The following is a 14,933-nucleotide window of genomic DNA, read 5'->3' as shown; positions in this document are numbered from 1 at the left end:
TTCCCTCCTCACTTTCTTAGTTTAGACATCCAATGGTATATGTAGTTCTTTATTTTATCGGCAAGTCCTGCTGTTTTTATTAGTAATGAGCGAACAGATCGAGGAATTAGTTTCCACAACAATAAAAGGATCCACTTAAACGGTACCCAAAAAAGTTTAATGATAAACCAAAAAATGGTTACCCCGACACTCACTATCATCATACATAAGCTTAATAGAACTTTCAATATAAACCGAATTGGTTTATAGATGAGGTGTATAAATAGTGAACGAACAAAATGAAAGAGTCCAATTACTACTATAATAATTCGTTCTAAACTATTGCGGTATAACTGTTGAAAAAGAGCTCGATATGCTGCGTACCCACATAATAACGCAAGAAAGACATAGAATCGCAGCGCACCTTCGTTTACTTCGAACAAAACATAGAAAATAAGAAGACCTTGCATTAACCAAAACACAATATCATTTCCGTAAAGCCATATACTTTTATTCTTCCTTGGATGAAGAAAACGGCTATAGGTATCCATGGCTACACCAAGCCACACCCCCATAGCCACCATGGCGATCATTGTATAAAATTGAACAGTTAGCGTCATTTGAACAACTTACTAAAGAAACCTTTAGCTTTTTCCCCTTCGTGATGATCAAGATAACTGAGATCAAATATCTTACCTTCAATTGATACTCTCCCTTGCTCGACATTTAAATTTTTCATTTTTAAATGTTGTCCTCTAATAGCAAGAAAACCCATCGCTGTTTCAAGAAGAAATTCTTCGTTATCGAAGCTATCGACATGCTTGACTCCTGTAATTTCAAGTGATTTACGAGATTTCATCACAAGATCATGTTCAGGTGTGTTAGCTGACTTCTCATACGAACCATACTCATAGTAATTATCCATCGCTCTCCTCCTCTTCTCGATACAATTCTATGAACTGAATGAGGCATTTAGAACAAGCTGTGTATGGCATCTATATTCTAATAAGAGAGAGATTAATACCTAAAAGAATCATTTGTGAGCAACAAAAAAAGACCCGCTTGGGTCTTTTCCTATTCGCCTGCTGCTTCTTCTTTCACAATGGTAAACATGCTAGCCGCTTCATCTTTTTTCGTTGTCTCTTTTAGTTCATCAACACGCGCCGTTACTTTCTTATGACCGAAGGAAATCACTAGTTCATCACCAGGCTTAACGGTTGTACCTGCTTTTGCTTTATTACCATTCACTTCAATGCGTCCTTTGTCACATATTTCTTTAGCAATGGAGCGACGCTTGATCATTCGTGAAACTTTAAGAAATTTATCTAATCTCATGGTTTTCTCTCTCCTTACTTGATTCCTTTTTGCTTTGCTTCTTCCCAAAAGTGATCTAATTCTTCAAGAGATAACTTCTCTAATTGCAATCCCTTTTCCTTTACCCGTTTCTCAATATGCTGAAAACGAGCAATGAATTTTTGGTTCGTTCGATGAACCGCCACTTCTGGATCGATTTTATAAAAACGCGCTAAATTGACGAGTGCAAAGATCAAATCCCCAAGTTCATCTTCCTGGTCCTCAAAGGTTTTCTCCTGTACGGCTTCTTTAAATTCAGACAGCTCTTCCTGGATTTTCTGCCAAATAGGCTCAACTTCATCCCAATCAAATCCTACTTTTGCAGCAGTCTTCTGAAGTTCATTTGCGCGCATTAATCCTGGAAGTCCTTTCGTAACATCATCAAACTGAGAAGGGGAAATCTCCTTCTCTCCCTCTTTCACCCGATTCCATAGTCCGGCAACTTCTTCGGCTGTTTCTACCTTCTCATCTCCAAACACATGAGGATGACGTCGAATTAATTTATCACTGAGGTTCTGGATAACATCATCTACTGTAAACATGCCCTCTTCTTCACCGATTTGTGCATGCAGTAACACTTGAAGCAACACATCTCCAAGCTCTTCTGCAAGATGATCCTCATCATCCTCGTCAATTGCTTCGAGTACTTCATATGATTCTTCAATAAGGTATTTCTTAAGAGATTGATGCGTCTGCTTCATATCCCACGGGCACCCACCAGGCGCACGTAAAGTGGCTACTACTTGTCTTAACCATCCAAAATCGTGATAGAGTAGCTTTTCATCACGAACGGGTGGAACGTACACGGCAGTTAAGTTATTAACTTCCATTGCACGATCAAGTTCATACAACGGCACCTTAATAACTTTCTCCTCACGGCTGCCTACAGCCTGGAGTACTGTTACTTCATAGTCATCTGGCAGAAGCTCCATTAGCGTAAGCTTGACGTTAGAAGCGGTAAATTGATCATAGACTTGTACAAAAATGAGGTGGTTTCGCACCTGAACTTCAGGTTTAGCGAAACGGGTCGCATCAAGAATTTGACACCCTTCAATTGGATCAATTCGTACAGCAGTAAAGAGCGCATCTAGAAAGCTTTGTCCTCCAGCTACTATCACTTCAATACCATGCATTTCTTGTTCCTCTAATAACAGTTGAACTGTAGATTCAGCCATCATAGGATGACCTGGTACTGCATAGACTAAGGATCCCTTTTTCGCTTCTTCAAATAGCCGATCTACAATAGCGCGATACGTGCTTTCGAAGGAGTTATGATCTTCATAAATTGCATCAAACCCTGTCATCAAAATTCCATCTTCAATCAATTCCCTTAAGACAGGGTGATCAAGCGTTCTTGCAAAAATTCTTTCTGCAGACTGAAGCGTTCGGTAACTTCCTAGAGAAAGCTGACTTAAATCGCCAGCTCCTGTACCAACAATTGTTATTTGTGTCATGCCTTAGACTCCTTTTCTTAAGTTATTCTGTAATAACCTTATTTTATGGCCTTTGGGTAACTGCACTAATTCGTTATCCGTAAAGACGCCGATCATCATGAGTGTTAATCCCAAAACTGAAGCCCCTACTACTGCTCCACCTAATGCAGATACACTAGCTAGGGTTCTTGAACCTACTGAAGGAAATAGGATTTGAAGCATAATAACTGCACTACACATGATGAGCACCGCTGTAATGGTACGACCAATATGAAACGGATATTGAATAAGCCCGACTTTAGAATGAACAGCATAGATCGTAAGCAACGCAACAGTTGCAAGTCCAATAACTGTTGCTATTGCAGCGCCGTCAATTCCTATAATTGGAACGAGAACGATGTTCAAAAAGCCCTTCAAGAGAATACCCAATCCAGCATATCGCGCAGCCGTTCTTGCAAGCCCAATCCCCTGCAGAATACTTGCCGCAGTCATAGCGAGCGAACTAAATAATATTGAAACTGCAAGAAAGCTAAGCGTACGTGAAAGTGAATCATCTGTAAAAAGCATGGTATTGGTTTCACTCATAATGCAAACAAGTCCTGCTGCTGCAGACAGCCCAATAACAAAGCTTATTTTAAGAGAAAGTCCTGCTTTTTCTTGAATGAGCAAGTTATTCTTTTCTGCTCTTGCTTTGGAAATAACGGGAACAATCGATAGCGACAATGATGTAGCAAGAACTGTTCCTACTTGGATGAGAGGTTGACCACGATCAAATATGCCTTTGGTTTCCCGAGCTTCTATCGATGATAAGCCATACTCAGATAAACCCGATACAATTGTTAATGCATCCATTAACTGAAAGAGCACCATCACCAATGCACTCACACAAATCAGTGTGCCTTCTGTTAAAAGCCTGCGTGCAATCCCCCAAAAACGCAATGCATTAATGCGGCGAGGGATCACTTGTACTTTACGCACTCTTATTCGAACAACAACTAGAAGCACGAGTGCAGCAACTCCGCCCAATAGAGATCCTAGTGCTGCACCTGTTCCAGTCGAATAAGCTCCATATCCATTCATAACGAGACTAATGGATATGGCAAGAATAGCGATTACACGAACAGTCTGTTCAGTAACTTGAGACCATGCAGTAGGAATAACATTTTCGTGCCCCTGAAAATATCCCCTAATAGAAGCAATACCAGGCATAATGAGAAACGACAATGCTGTAGCGCGCAGTGGCATGATTAATCCTGTATCGTCCATTAAATCAGCTAATGCTGGTGCCCCTATATAAAGAGCCGCAAATCCAATTAGTCCAAGTAAAGTAAGAACATAATAACTATAGCGCGAAATTTCCTCTGCCTTCTCGCTATTGTTTCTTGCCATTTGTTCAGCAACAAGTCTCGAGATGACAACCGGAAACCCATATGTAGCAAGAATAATGGCAATAGAGTAAAAGGGATAAATTTGTTGATAGACATAAAACCCGATGTCACCTGTTATATTTTGATAAGGAATTCTATAACCGACGCTCAAAACCTTCATAAAAAGAGCTACTGCGGTGAGCAGAAGTGCGCCATGCCAGAATCCTTTTTGATTTTCATTTGACGTCATACACACCTACCAAACGTAAATTCAACCATATTATTATGTACGAATTATATCATAAGATGAAAAGTGGAAAACTTTTCAAACATTGAAACACACAAAAAATGGAGGCATAAGCCTCCACTTTTTATTGCTCTATTGTTCCATTTGTCTCGCAAGAAAACCAGCAGCTGTTTCAGCAAGCTTCTGCTCTAATTCAGATACCTTGTCTGCCTCTTTCGCAAGCAATATGACTGTTCCGATTGGATCGCCATTCGCAATGATAGGAGCAATCACATGTCCAGTATCAACGGGAACACCTTCAATGAGCTCACATTTATCTTCGTTTAATAGACATCTACGCTCAGTCATCGCTTTTTCGACTACATCACCAATGCTTTTGTTGAGATAATCCTTTTTGGAACCTCCAGCAGTCGTAATGTAAACATCACGATCAGAAATTAGCGCGATATGACCGGAATGTTCTGCAAGTGATTCTGCATATTCTTTCGCGAAGTCCCCTAACTCGCTAATCGGAGAGTATTTCTTAAGGATAACCTCTCCTTCCCGATCAACGAATATTTCTAGAGGATCTCCTTCTCTGATTCTGAGTGTTCTGCGAATCTCTTTTGGGATGACAACACGACCTAAATCATCAATACGACGAACGATACCTGTTGCTTTCATCTAAGTTGCCTCGCTTTCTGGAAATGGTATGAGATTGCTCCAATCACTGTGAAGATGGTGTAATCTACATGATCTTTCCATTAGTATCTTTTCGACGTATGAGTTCTATTCACAATTCTGTCAAAAATGTGCTGTACATCCAAAAAAGAGTCTTCATCCCTCCCTTGAGAGACAGAAAAAACCTCTGGTTCAATTAACCATCAGTGGGGTAAAAAACCCCTCTGATGGTTAGTTTCACCTTATTTCGCATTGATTGGTTGCTTGATCGCCTTCTTCATTTTCTTTAAAACGTTCTCCACAAGTTGCAAATGATCTTTTGTTTCAAGGCCTCTTCCTTTAATCGTTACCTTTACTTTGTCACCATCGGCGCCCAATGCTAACTTATTACCAAATTCGTTAGCGACATCAAAAATGGTTTCGCCACCGATTGCTTCGCGAGCGGATTCATGGAAAAGAAGCTGTATGTCCTTCTTGCTACGACCAATTTTCTCAACCTTTAATTCTTTCGCAATTTCTTTCATTCGTGAAACTTGGAAAAGGTAGTCAACTTCTTCAGGGAAATCCCCAAAACGATCCATCATCTCATCCTGTAAGTCCATAATATCCTTCAGAGAATCAATTGAACGGAAACGTTTATACATGTCGATTTTTTGCTTCTCATCATCAATGTATGTTCCTGGAATGTACGCATCCACTTGAAGATCAATTTCGATTGTAAATGCTTCTTCCTTTGGCTTGTCACCTTTTCGTACTTCAATTGCATCTTTTAGCATTTGAGAGTAAAGATCAAACCCGACTGAATCAATAAAGCCATGTTGCTCAGCACCAAGCAAGTTACCTGCTCCCCGAATAGACAGATCTCGCATCGCAATCTTAAACCCTGAGCCGAGCTCCGTAAATTCTTTAATTGCTTGCAATCGCTTCTCCGCTACCTCTGTTAGTACTTTATCTCTTTGATACGTAATATAAGCATAGGCAACTCGATTGGAACGTCCAACACGCCCACGTAGCTGATAAAGTTGGGAAAGTCCCATTTTATCGCCATCATAGACTAGAAGCGTATTTACGTTCGGAATGTCCACTCCCGTTTCAATAATGGTCGTGCTTACGAGCACATCAAAGCTCCCGTCAAGAAAATCAATCATGACTGACTCAAGTTCTGTTTCACTCATCTGTCCATGAGCATAGGTGACCCTTGCCTCGGGGACGAGTGTTCTAATTTGATCGGTCATATACTCTATTGATTCCACCCGATTATATAGGAAGTACACCTGTCCTCCCCTGGCAAGCTCTCGTTCAATCGCTTCTCTTACAAGAGTTCCACTGTATTCGACAACATACGTTTGAACAGGGAAGCGGTTCTCTGGTGGCGTTTCGATAACTGAAAGATCACGCACCCCAAGCATTGACATATGAAGCGTCCGTGGAATTGGTGTTGCAGTGAGTGTTAGCACGTCTACGTTTGCTTTTAGCTTCTTAATTTTCTCTTTATGCGTTACACCAAAGCGCTGTTCTTCATCGACAATAAGAAGTCCTAGCTGATTGTACGTGACATCTTTTGAGAGTAGCCTATGAGTTCCAATCACAATGTCGACTGTTCCATTTTTCAACCCTTTTAGCGTTTCATTCTGTTCTTTGCGTGAACGAAATCGGCTTAATAATCCAATATTAATTGGATGATCGGCAAAACGCTCCTGTATCGTTGCAAAATGCTGTTGAGCTAGGATTGTTGTCGGGACAAGGAAAGCAACTTGCTTTCCATCCATAATAGCTTTAAAGGCCGCACGAATGCTCACTTCTGTCTTTCCGTATCCTACGTCACCGCATAATAGGCGATCCATAGGTCGTGATTTCTCCATGTCCTCTTTGATTTCTTGAATGGCGCGAAGCTGATCGTCTGTTTCTTGATAAGGAAAGGCTGCTTCAAACTCTCTCTGCTCTTCCGTATCCTTCTCAAAACTATGACCAACACTCGCCTCACGTTCGGCATATAACTTGATTAAATCATCTGCAATGTCCTCAACAGAAGATTGTACTTTCCGCTTTACTTTCTTCCATTCTGTTCCACCTAACTTATATAATTTAGGCTCTTTCCCTTCTGAACCAACATATTTCATAACCTGATCGATCTGTTCAACAGGAACATATAAATTGTCGTTTCCAGCATAGCTCACATAAAGATAATCTTTATGAATGCCACTAACTTCTAGTGTACGAATACCAAGATATTTTCCTATTCCGTGGTTTACGTGAACAATGTAATCGCCAACTTTTAGTTCAGAATAACTTTTAATACGTTCTGCATTGGACATCTTCTGAGAACGTCTTGGCTTTTTCGACTGTTTCGTAAAGACTTCAGCTTCAGTTAGAACAGCAAGCTTTTGCATAGGAAGCTCAAAGCCACCATTAAGGCTACCAATTAAAATCTGTGGCTCCTTATGAGAAATAGGCGTATCCTGTTCAACCATCATGGCGTTAATATCATAATCTTCAAGTACTCGTTCAAGTCTTTTACGACGCTCTTCAGAAGCAGCAAGAAATACGATAGCCATTCCGCTCTTCTTCCACCGTTCAATTTCAGTACTTAGCACCTTCATTTGCCCGTGGAAATTCTGCATAGCCTTACTCGATACATTAAGAATGTTCTCTGGATTCGTATAAGGAACATGCCTTAGAAAAATAGACAGGTACAATGTAGAGTGAGTAGGTTTTGAGAACAACGTATCATAAGATCTCGATAGGGAAACGGATGACACAATTTCCCCTTGGTTAAGAAGGGCTGTTTGCCACTCTGCTTCTTCCTTATCCAGATCCGCTGACATTTCCTGAATTCTACTCACTTCGTCAAATACAACAAGACCATCCTTAGGTAAATAATCTAGTAAACTGGCAGGTTGGTCATAATAAAAGTCCATGTATTTAATAACACCCTGGAAACTTTGTTTGTTCTTTAACTGATCGATTTCATAAGTGATGTTTGAGTGCATAGCTTCTTTCGCTTTTTGATCCTTAACCTTCTTCATTGAAAGCTGAAGCTCCTGTTGAAGTCGATCAGCTCCCTTTTCATAATGCTCAGGAAACAAAACAACTTCATCCGCAGGCCCAATCGTAATTCGATCGGTCTTATTAGCTGATCGTTGTGATTCAATATCAAAGAATCGAATCGAGTCGACCTCTGTATCAAACAATTCAATTCGAATTGGATTGTTTTCCGTTAGTGGATAAATATCGATAATACCGCCACGAACGCTAAATTCACCAGGGGACGAAACCATTGGTACACGCTCATACCCCATAGCAACAAACGTTTCTAGTGTTTGATCAAGCGGAATGTCGTCACCTACTGAGAAGGAGACTTGACTCTTCTCCCATACATCTTTTGGAGGAAGATACCGTCTCACCCCAGAAATAGGAGCAATCACAATCCCATTGTTATTCTTCATCCAATAGTTTAGGGCTTCCATTCGCTGTCCCCTCAACTCGGGGCTTGCAATAGCAATTTCTGAAGAAATGAGCTCATTTACTGGATATAAATACACTTCATCAGAAGGGACCAGCTCGCTCATATCTTCGTATAGTTTTTGAGCCTGATACAGATTATGTGTAATGATCAGCTGTGGGCGCTTTGTTTCATGGTAAAGGGAGGCCATAAGAAGCATACGTGCAGATCCAGATAATCCTGCAACAAGCTGTTCTTTAAGACCCTCTTCTACCCCGGAAAAGACCGACTGAAATTCATCGCCTTTACTGAAATATTCTCTTAAACCTAACATCGTTTGCATATTCTCCCCTCTCACTCTATAACCCGTCCTATTACTCTCATTTAAGAACGCAAAAATGCTTTGGTTCTCTTCCCAAAGCTACTTACTGAATAAATGTATCAAGCTCATGAAAAGATGGTGAACGTCCCATCGCCTCATGACAGTCTTCGCATATGGCCTTCACTTCAATAGTGCCATCTTGATGATAGTAAATCATGGATTGTCTCTCTTCTTCTGTAAGCTGTTGAAAACCTAGTTCGTCTGTAGAGACGTTTTGAGGATTTAACTTCCCTAATCCAGTCCCACAGTGACGACATACATAATGAATATCCATAACAGATCCTCCCTGTCCTTATCTTGTATTAGTATGGACGGGAGAATGGAAGGATATTCAAGCGTTAAACTTATTCATAACTTCTGGAAAAGAATTTGTTGTCCAAGCTTCACAGGCTTTTACAGTACGTTCAATGGCATCCTGAATCGGTTCAGTCTCTTCTTTAGAAAACGGCTTTAATACGTAGTCTATGACAGAATGACGTGAAGAACGATCAATTCCGATTCTTACTCTCTTAAAATCTTGCGTGTGAACATGCGTAATGATGGATTTCATACCATTATGTCCACCTGCACTTCCTTTTTGACGAAGCCTCACTTTGCCAGTAGGAAGATCAAGATCGTCATAAATCACTAATAAATCTTCAACCTCAATATTAAAGTATTCCATTAGAGGGCGTACTGATTCACCAGACAGGTTCATATACGTTTGTGGTTTTAATAAATAGACGGCTTCTCCATTTACGATACCTTTACCATAAACACCTTGAAATTTCTTTTGATCTAACGAGATGCCAAGCTCTTTTGATAGCTCATCAATTGCCATAAATCCTACATTATGCCTTGTTTGCTCAAATTTCTTCCCGGGATTTCCGAGGCCTACAATTAATTTCAACGGATGACGTCCTACCTTTCATTACTTTTCTTCTATCGTATCAAAAAACAGGGGGATTATTCACCTATTGGCCCTATATCTTGAAAAAAAGGCGTAACCTGCTCGGTTACGCCCTTGTTGTTTATTCTGTTTTCGTTGTTTCATCGTCAGTTTCTTCTTTATCAGCTGGCGGCTCTTCAGCCACTTCATCTGCTTCTTCTTCATCCTCAACAGGCTCTTCTGTTGGAGGTACGATTGAAGCAATTGGCTCCTCATCGTCTAAAACGATCTCATACTTATCGCCCTTTGGAAGATCTCCAGCTTGTACTGCGTCCCCGATGTTAAGTTCAGAAATATCTACATCAATGCTATCAGGGAAATCGTTCGGCTTCGCCTTCACTAGAATTTCGTGAAGCATTTGCTGAACAACGCCGCCTTCTTTACTGCCCGCAGCTTCACCTTTTAAGTGAACTGGTACTTCCGCTTCTACTTCTTTGTTAAGATCAACAGAATAGAAATCAACGTGTAGCACATGATTTTTAATTGAATCAACCTGCATGTCATAAACCATAACAGGATATTTACCTTGACCTTCAAAATCCAGTTCAATTACACCGTTCTTTCCGACTTCACGGTAAACTTTAATGAATTCTAAAGCATCAACTTGTACTGGAGCGCTTTTACGATCTTTACCGTAGATTACGGCTGGAAGACCTTCTTCTTTTTCACGCAATGTTCTAAGTTCGCTTCTTTTTGTAGTATTACGATCTAATGCTTTTAATGTTGCTGCCATTTGAAATCACCTTCCTGATTAGGTTTTACTCTTCTATATGGATACCCATAATCAGTAGGCAATAAACATATTTTATTTAATCAAATAGTTTACTTACAGAAAGTTGCTCATGAACACGGATAATCGCTTCACCTAAAAGTGGCGCAACAGACAGTTGTGAAATCTTATCAATTCGCTTTTCGTCTGGTAGCGGAATTGTGTTTGTAATAGCAAGCTCTTTAATCTTAGAATTGTCGATACGCTCAATAGCAGGACCAGAAAGAACTGGGTGAGTACAGCAAGCAAATACTTCTTTTGCTCCATTCTCAATAAGAGCATTAGCTGCAAGTGTGATTGTGCCAGCTGTATCAATGATGTCGTCAATAATAATAGCCGTTTTGCCTTCAATATTACCTACGATATTCATTACCTCTGCAACGTTAGGACGAGGACGGCGCTTATCAATAATTGCAATCGGTGCTTTAAGTCGTTCTGCAAGCTTACGAGCACGTGTCACTCCACCATGGTCAGGAGAAACAACAACAATATCGTCCAGGTTTTTCTCTTCGAAATGTTTAGCAAGTGTCGGTACACCCATTAGCTGATCAACCGGAATGTCGAAGAATCCTTGAATTTGCGATGCATGAAGATCCAATGTAATGAGACGCGTCACGCCAGCTACCTCTAGAAGATTTGCAACTAACTTAGCTGTAATCGGCTCACGTGATCTCGCTTTTCGATCCTGACGTGCATAACCGTAGTATGGAAGGACAATGTTAATGGTTTTTGCTGAAGCACGTTTTAAGGCATCAACCATAATAAGAAGTTCCATAATATTCTCATTTACAGGCGCACATGTTGATTGAATCACATACACATCACATCCACGGATACTTTCTTCGATGTTAATTTGAATTTCTCCGTCGCTAAATCGAACAACAGAACATTTTCCCATTGGAACACCAATATGTTCTACAATTTCTTCGGCAAGGTCAGGATTCGAGTTTAAACTAAACACTTTCAGGTTTGGATCTAAATAATTAGCCATTGGCTGGTACCCCTCCATTAATTAATAAGAAAAGCGCAACTGCCTCATCCTTCTAAAGCATGCTTAATGAAACATTAGAAGTAATGCTAGACACCTTTTTACACTTTCTTACCTTCTAGAAAAATTACTTGTCCTTCATTTTCGAAGCATAGTCTTCTTTATTCGTCTGACGAGAGCGAGCAATCGACAGTGCTTGTTCAGGAACATTGTCTGTTATCGTAGATCCTGCAGCAACTGTAGCACCTTTACCTACAGTAACAGGAGCAATTAAGTTCACGTTGCATCCAATAAACGCACCGTCTTCTACTTTTGTAAGGTATTTATTTTTGCCATCATAATTCACAGTAATCGATCCACAGCCAAGATTCACATTTTTACCGATTTCCGCATCGCCTACGTAGCTCAAATGTGAAGCTTTACTGCCTTGACCCATAACGGCTTTTTTCACTTCAACGAAGTTCCCAATTTTCACATCATCACCAATTTGTGATGAAGGACGAACATGAGCATACGGACCTATATTTACAGCATTTCCTACTTCACTGTCGTGAATCACAGATTGTTTCACAACACTCATATCCCCAACGATACTATCTTTAATTTCAGAGTTCGGACCAATATGAGCTTCATTACCAATAATCGTTTTTCCAGAGATTGTAGAGCCTGGATAGATGATGGTATCCTGACCAATCACTGCTTCAGGAGAGATATAGGTTTGATTAGGATCAATTAACGTAACGCCATTACGCATATGCTTCTCATTAATTCGTTTTTTCATCGCAATTTCAGCTTTTGAAAGAGCTACACGATCATTTACACCCATTGTTTCATCAAAATCTGCGGTTTGATAAGCACCGACGACTTCTCCTTGCTTTTGAAGGATTTCAACAACGTCTGGAAGGTAGTATTCGCCTTGTGCATTCTCATTCTTAACGAGTTGGAGCGTCTCAAATAGTGTTTTGTTATCAAAACAATATGTACCAGTGTTTATTTCAGTCACTTGCTGTTCTGATTCATTAGCATCTTTCTGTTCAACGATTCGCTGTACACTACCGTTCTCATCACGAATAATACGTCCATACCCAAATGGATTATCCGCTTTGGCAGTAAGGATTGTTGCTTTCGCTCCCTGCTCTTCATGGTAAGACAATAAAGAATCCATCGTTTCACTTGTAATTAAAGGAGTGTCTCCACAGACAACAAGCGTAACGCCATCTTTATCTGATAATGCATCCTGTGTCTGCATGACAGCATGCGCTGTTCCAAGTTGTTCTTCTTGAAGAACATATTCAACCTGAGCACCAAGCTGATCACGAACCTTTTCGGCACCATGCCCAACTACCGTAACAATGTTCTCGAGCTTAAGCTTCTCAAGCTGATCGACAACATGCTCAACCATAGGCTTCCCACAAACGGGATGAAGAACTTTATATAACTTTGATTTCATCCGTGTTCCCTGACCCGCTGCTAACACAACTGCAAATCTATTCATGTATATGGTTCCTCCATTATATCCTATTTTTCCACTATGACTATATCTCAAAAACCCCTTATTTTCAAGGTCGTTCATTAAAACATCATCATAATGAAGCTGGAAAAGAACGGTATATGACCATTCCTAGATCTAACGCTTTTTGTGACAACACAAAAAAGCTCGGTCATTTGACCGAGCTTTTCTGATTAGGAGGCGCCAGCTTCCTCATAAGCAGTTTCCATTTCACCAACGCGATGATATTCAGCTAATACTGCCGTTTGAATCTTTTCCCTTGTATTCGAGGAGATAGGATGAGCGATATCGCGAAACTCACCATCAGGAGTTCTTTTGCTTGGCATCGCTACAAACATGCCGTTATTTCCATCAATGACACGGATATCATGAACAACGAATTCATGATCCATTGTGATGGAAGCGATCGCGCGCATGCGTCCTTCCGTATTCACACGTCGTAGGCGAACATCTGTAATTTCCAACTCGGTTGCACCACCTTTTTCCATTAATTAGAGCATATATGCACTATTCAACTTATTTACAATAATTCCTTCTTCTAAATATAAAAAATCTTATAATAATTTGACTTTTTGCATATCAAAAAAAACACACCCCTTAGTGGAGTGTGCTTCTTGTATTAACCTACAAGTGCAATTACTTCTATTTCAATAAGTGCGTCCTTTGGTAGTCGCGCTACTTCTACACAGGATCTTGCTGGTTTATGAGTATGAAAGTATTCACCATAGATTTCATTAATGGCACTGAATTGGTTCATGTCTTTAATAAATACGGTCGTTTTGACTACATTCGTAAGAGAAGAACCAGCTGCTTCTAATACTGCCTTAACATTAGCAAAAACTTGATGCGTTTGTTCTTCAATCGGGCCGTCAACCAACGTTCCATCTGCTTTAAGAGGAATCTGTCCTGAGCTATAGAACATGTTGTTTACAATCATTCCCTGTGAATATGGCCCAATTGCTGCTGGTGCTGACTTAGTATAGACTGTATTCATTCGCTTTCCATCCCTTCAGTTAATCGAGTAAGAAACTTCTTATAATTTCCAGGAGCAACTTGTATCGTACGTTGCTTCATATCGACCCCACCAAGATTCATCATGGATACGTATTCTTCTACTAGACGTTCTTCCCCTTCACCTTCAGCTTCTACAAGGACTCCGATTCCTGCTACATCAGCTTGAAATTCTTCGAGAAGGTTGACCATTCCTTGAATGGTACCGCCAGCTTTCATAAAATCATCTACTATTAATACATTTGCACCTGGTTTTAAACTTCTTCGCGCAAGCGCCATTGTTTGAATTCGTTTTGAAGAACCTGAAACATAATTAATGCTTACTGTAGAACCTTCTGTAACCTTGCTATCACGACGTACAATAACGACAGGAACATTCAAGTGGCTTGCAGCTGCGTATGCGAGAGGGATGCCTTTTGTCGCAACCGTCATGACGACATCAATTTTGCGATCTGCAAATACAGATGCGAATAAGCGTCCAACCTGGTTCATAATTTCTGGATTGCCTAGTATATCGGTTAAATATAAATACCCACCAGGAAGAAGGCGATCTGGGCTTTCAAGAAATTCACAAAGCTCTCCAACAACACGGTCTGCTTCCTCTTCACTGATAAGAGGCATGTATTTAACTCCACCAGCCGCACCAGGAACCGTTAACAAGGATCCGACACCCTGCTGTTCAAAATTTTCTTTAATAATGACCAAATCCTCACTAATTGACGATTTAGCCGCTCCATACCGTTCTGAGAAATAAGTTAGCGATACTAACCTATGTGGGTGCTCTAACAAGAACCTGGTCATGTCTACCAGTCGAGAACTCCGTTTCATCTTCATAGAAGAACCTCCAAAAAATCCGAATAATTA

General features: G+C 40.3%; 15 protein-coding genes. All 15 read right to left on the bottom strand.

Annotation, left to right across the window (positions count from 1 at the left end; genetic code table 11):
* Window positions 1-8: 8 nt before the first annotated feature.
* The 15 genes from yabQ to purR all read right to left on the bottom strand — a co-directional run bounded on the left by yabQ (window position 9) and on the right by purR (window position 14,903).
* Window positions 9-599: a spore cortex biosynthesis protein YabQ gene (yabQ, locus tag AB986_RS19875; RefSeq protein ID WP_048313398.1), complete on the bottom strand. Its 591-nt coding sequence runs from the start codon at window positions 597-599 to the stop codon at window positions 9-11.
* Complete coding sequence (gene yabP / locus AB986_RS19870; RefSeq protein ID WP_048313397.1) at window positions 596-904, bottom strand: sporulation protein YabP; 309 nt, start codon at window positions 902-904, stop codon at window positions 596-598. Before yabP ends, yabQ begins: the two co-directional genes overlap by 4 nt.
* A 149-nt stretch (window positions 905-1,053) precedes the next feature.
* Complete coding sequence (locus AB986_RS19865) at window positions 1,054-1,314, bottom strand: RNA-binding S4 domain-containing protein (RefSeq protein WP_048313396.1); 261 nt, start codon at window positions 1,312-1,314, stop codon at window positions 1,054-1,056.
* A 14-nt stretch (window positions 1,315-1,328) separates the two neighbouring features.
* The gene (gene yabN / locus AB986_RS19860) at window positions 1,329-2,786 is read right to left on the bottom strand and encodes a bifunctional methyltransferase/pyrophosphohydrolase YabN (RefSeq protein ID WP_048313395.1); all 1,458 of its coding nucleotides are present in this window, start codon (window positions 2,784-2,786) and stop codon (window positions 1,329-1,331) included.
* 3 nt (window positions 2,787-2,789) lie between these two features.
* Complete coding sequence (locus tag AB986_RS19855; RefSeq protein ID WP_048313394.1) at window positions 2,790-4,382, bottom strand: putative polysaccharide biosynthesis protein; 1,593 nt, start codon at window positions 4,380-4,382, stop codon at window positions 2,790-2,792.
* A 129-nt stretch (window positions 4,383-4,511) separates the two neighbouring features.
* Entirely contained in the window at window positions 4,512-5,042 is a 531-nt protein-coding gene (gene spoVT / locus AB986_RS19850) for a stage V sporulation protein T (RefSeq protein WP_048313393.1), read from the bottom strand.
* 239 nt (window positions 5,043-5,281) lie between these two features.
* Window positions 5,282-8,815, bottom strand: a complete 3,534-nt coding sequence (mfd, locus tag AB986_RS19845; RefSeq protein WP_048313415.1) for a transcription-repair coupling factor — start codon at window positions 8,813-8,815, stop codon at window positions 5,282-5,284.
* A gap of 91 nt (window positions 8,816-8,906) precedes the next feature.
* Window positions 8,907-9,137 carry an anti-sigma-F factor Fin gene (gene fin / locus AB986_RS19840; RefSeq protein ID WP_048313392.1) on the bottom strand — a complete coding sequence of 77 codons (231 nt, stop codon included), beginning with the start codon at window positions 9,135-9,137 and terminating at the stop codon, window positions 8,907-8,909.
* 57 nt (window positions 9,138-9,194) lie between these two features.
* Complete coding sequence (gene pth, locus AB986_RS19835) at window positions 9,195-9,752, bottom strand: aminoacyl-tRNA hydrolase (RefSeq protein WP_048313391.1); 558 nt, start codon at window positions 9,750-9,752, stop codon at window positions 9,195-9,197.
* A 121-nt stretch (window positions 9,753-9,873) separates the two neighbouring features.
* Window positions 9,874-10,524 (bottom strand): 50S ribosomal protein L25/general stress protein Ctc, encoded by a 651-nt coding sequence (locus tag AB986_RS19830; protein WP_048313390.1) that lies wholly within the window; start codon window positions 10,522-10,524, stop codon window positions 9,874-9,876.
* Window positions 10,525-10,600: 76 nt separating this feature from the next.
* Window positions 10,601-11,551, bottom strand: coding sequence for a ribose-phosphate diphosphokinase (locus AB986_RS19825; protein WP_048313389.1), 951 nt, complete (start codon window positions 11,549-11,551; stop codon window positions 10,601-10,603).
* Between the two features lie 124 nt (window positions 11,552-11,675).
* Window positions 11,676-13,043 carry a bifunctional UDP-N-acetylglucosamine diphosphorylase/glucosamine-1-phosphate N-acetyltransferase GlmU gene (glmU, locus tag AB986_RS19820; protein WP_048313388.1) on the bottom strand — a complete coding sequence of 456 codons (1,368 nt, stop codon included), beginning with the start codon at window positions 13,041-13,043 and terminating at the stop codon, window positions 11,676-11,678.
* A gap of 188 nt (window positions 13,044-13,231) precedes the next feature.
* Complete coding sequence (gene spoVG / locus AB986_RS19815) at window positions 13,232-13,522, bottom strand: septation regulator SpoVG (protein ID WP_048313387.1); 291 nt, start codon at window positions 13,520-13,522, stop codon at window positions 13,232-13,234.
* A 155-nt stretch (window positions 13,523-13,677) separates the two neighbouring features.
* Window positions 13,678-14,052 (bottom strand): RidA family protein, encoded by a 375-nt coding sequence (locus AB986_RS19810; RefSeq protein WP_048313386.1) that lies wholly within the window; start codon window positions 14,050-14,052, stop codon window positions 13,678-13,680.
* Window positions 14,049-14,903 carry a pur operon repressor gene (gene purR, locus AB986_RS19805; RefSeq protein WP_048313385.1) on the bottom strand — a complete coding sequence of 285 codons (855 nt, stop codon included), beginning with the start codon at window positions 14,901-14,903 and terminating at the stop codon, window positions 14,049-14,051. The genes AB986_RS19810 and purR overlap by 4 nt, the downstream gene beginning before the upstream one ends.
* Window positions 14,904-14,933: the final 30 nt, after the last annotated feature.

The sequence above is a fragment of the Guptibacillus hwajinpoensis genome (assembly GCF_001039475.1).
GTDB classification, from domain to species: domain Bacteria; phylum Bacillota; class Bacilli; order Bacillales; family Guptibacillaceae; genus Guptibacillus; species Guptibacillus hwajinpoensis.
This window is presented reverse-complemented; position numbering and strand designations above follow the sequence as displayed.

Bases quoted from the DNA above. Each gene is read 5' to 3' on its own strand.
- yabQ (WP_048313398.1), bottom strand. From the start codon at position 599: ATGACGCTAACTGTTCAATTTTATACAATGATCGCCATGGTGGCTATG.
- yabP (WP_048313397.1), bottom strand. From the start codon at position 904: ATGGATAATTACTATGAGTATGGTTCGTATGAGAAGTCAGCTAACACA.
- AB986_RS19865 (WP_048313396.1), bottom strand. From the start codon at position 1,314: ATGAGATTAGATAAATTTCTTAAAGTTTCACGAATGATCAAGCGTCGC.
- yabN (WP_048313395.1), bottom strand. From the start codon at position 2,786: ATGACACAAATAACAATTGTTGGTACAGGAGCTGGCGATTTAAGTCAG.
- AB986_RS19855 (WP_048313394.1), bottom strand. From the start codon at position 4,382: ATGACGTCAAATGAAAATCAAAAAGGATTCTGGCATGGCGCACTTCTG.
- spoVT (WP_048313393.1), bottom strand. From the start codon at position 5,042: ATGAAAGCAACAGGTATCGTTCGTCGTATTGATGATTTAGGTCGTGTT.
- mfd (WP_048313415.1), bottom strand. From the start codon at position 8,815: ATGTTAGGTTTAAGAGAATATTTCAGTAAAGGCGATGAATTTCAGTCG.
- fin (WP_048313392.1), bottom strand. From the start codon at position 9,137: ATGGATATTCATTATGTATGTCGTCACTGTGGGACTGGATTAGGGAAG.
- AB986_RS19830 (WP_048313390.1), bottom strand. From the start codon at position 10,524: ATGGCAGCAACATTAAAAGCATTAGATCGTAATACTACAAAAAGAAGC.
- AB986_RS19825 (WP_048313389.1), bottom strand. From the start codon at position 11,551: ATGGCTAATTATTTAGATCCAAACCTGAAAGTGTTTAGTTTAAACTCG.
- glmU (WP_048313388.1), bottom strand. From the start codon at position 13,043: ATGAATAGATTTGCAGTTGTGTTAGCAGCGGGTCAGGGAACACGGATG.
- AB986_RS19810 (WP_048313386.1), bottom strand. From the start codon at position 14,052: ATGAATACAGTCTATACTAAGTCAGCACCAGCAGCAATTGGGCCATAT.
- purR (WP_048313385.1), bottom strand. From the start codon at position 14,903: ATGAAGATGAAACGGAGTTCTCGACTGGTAGACATGACCAGGTTCTTG.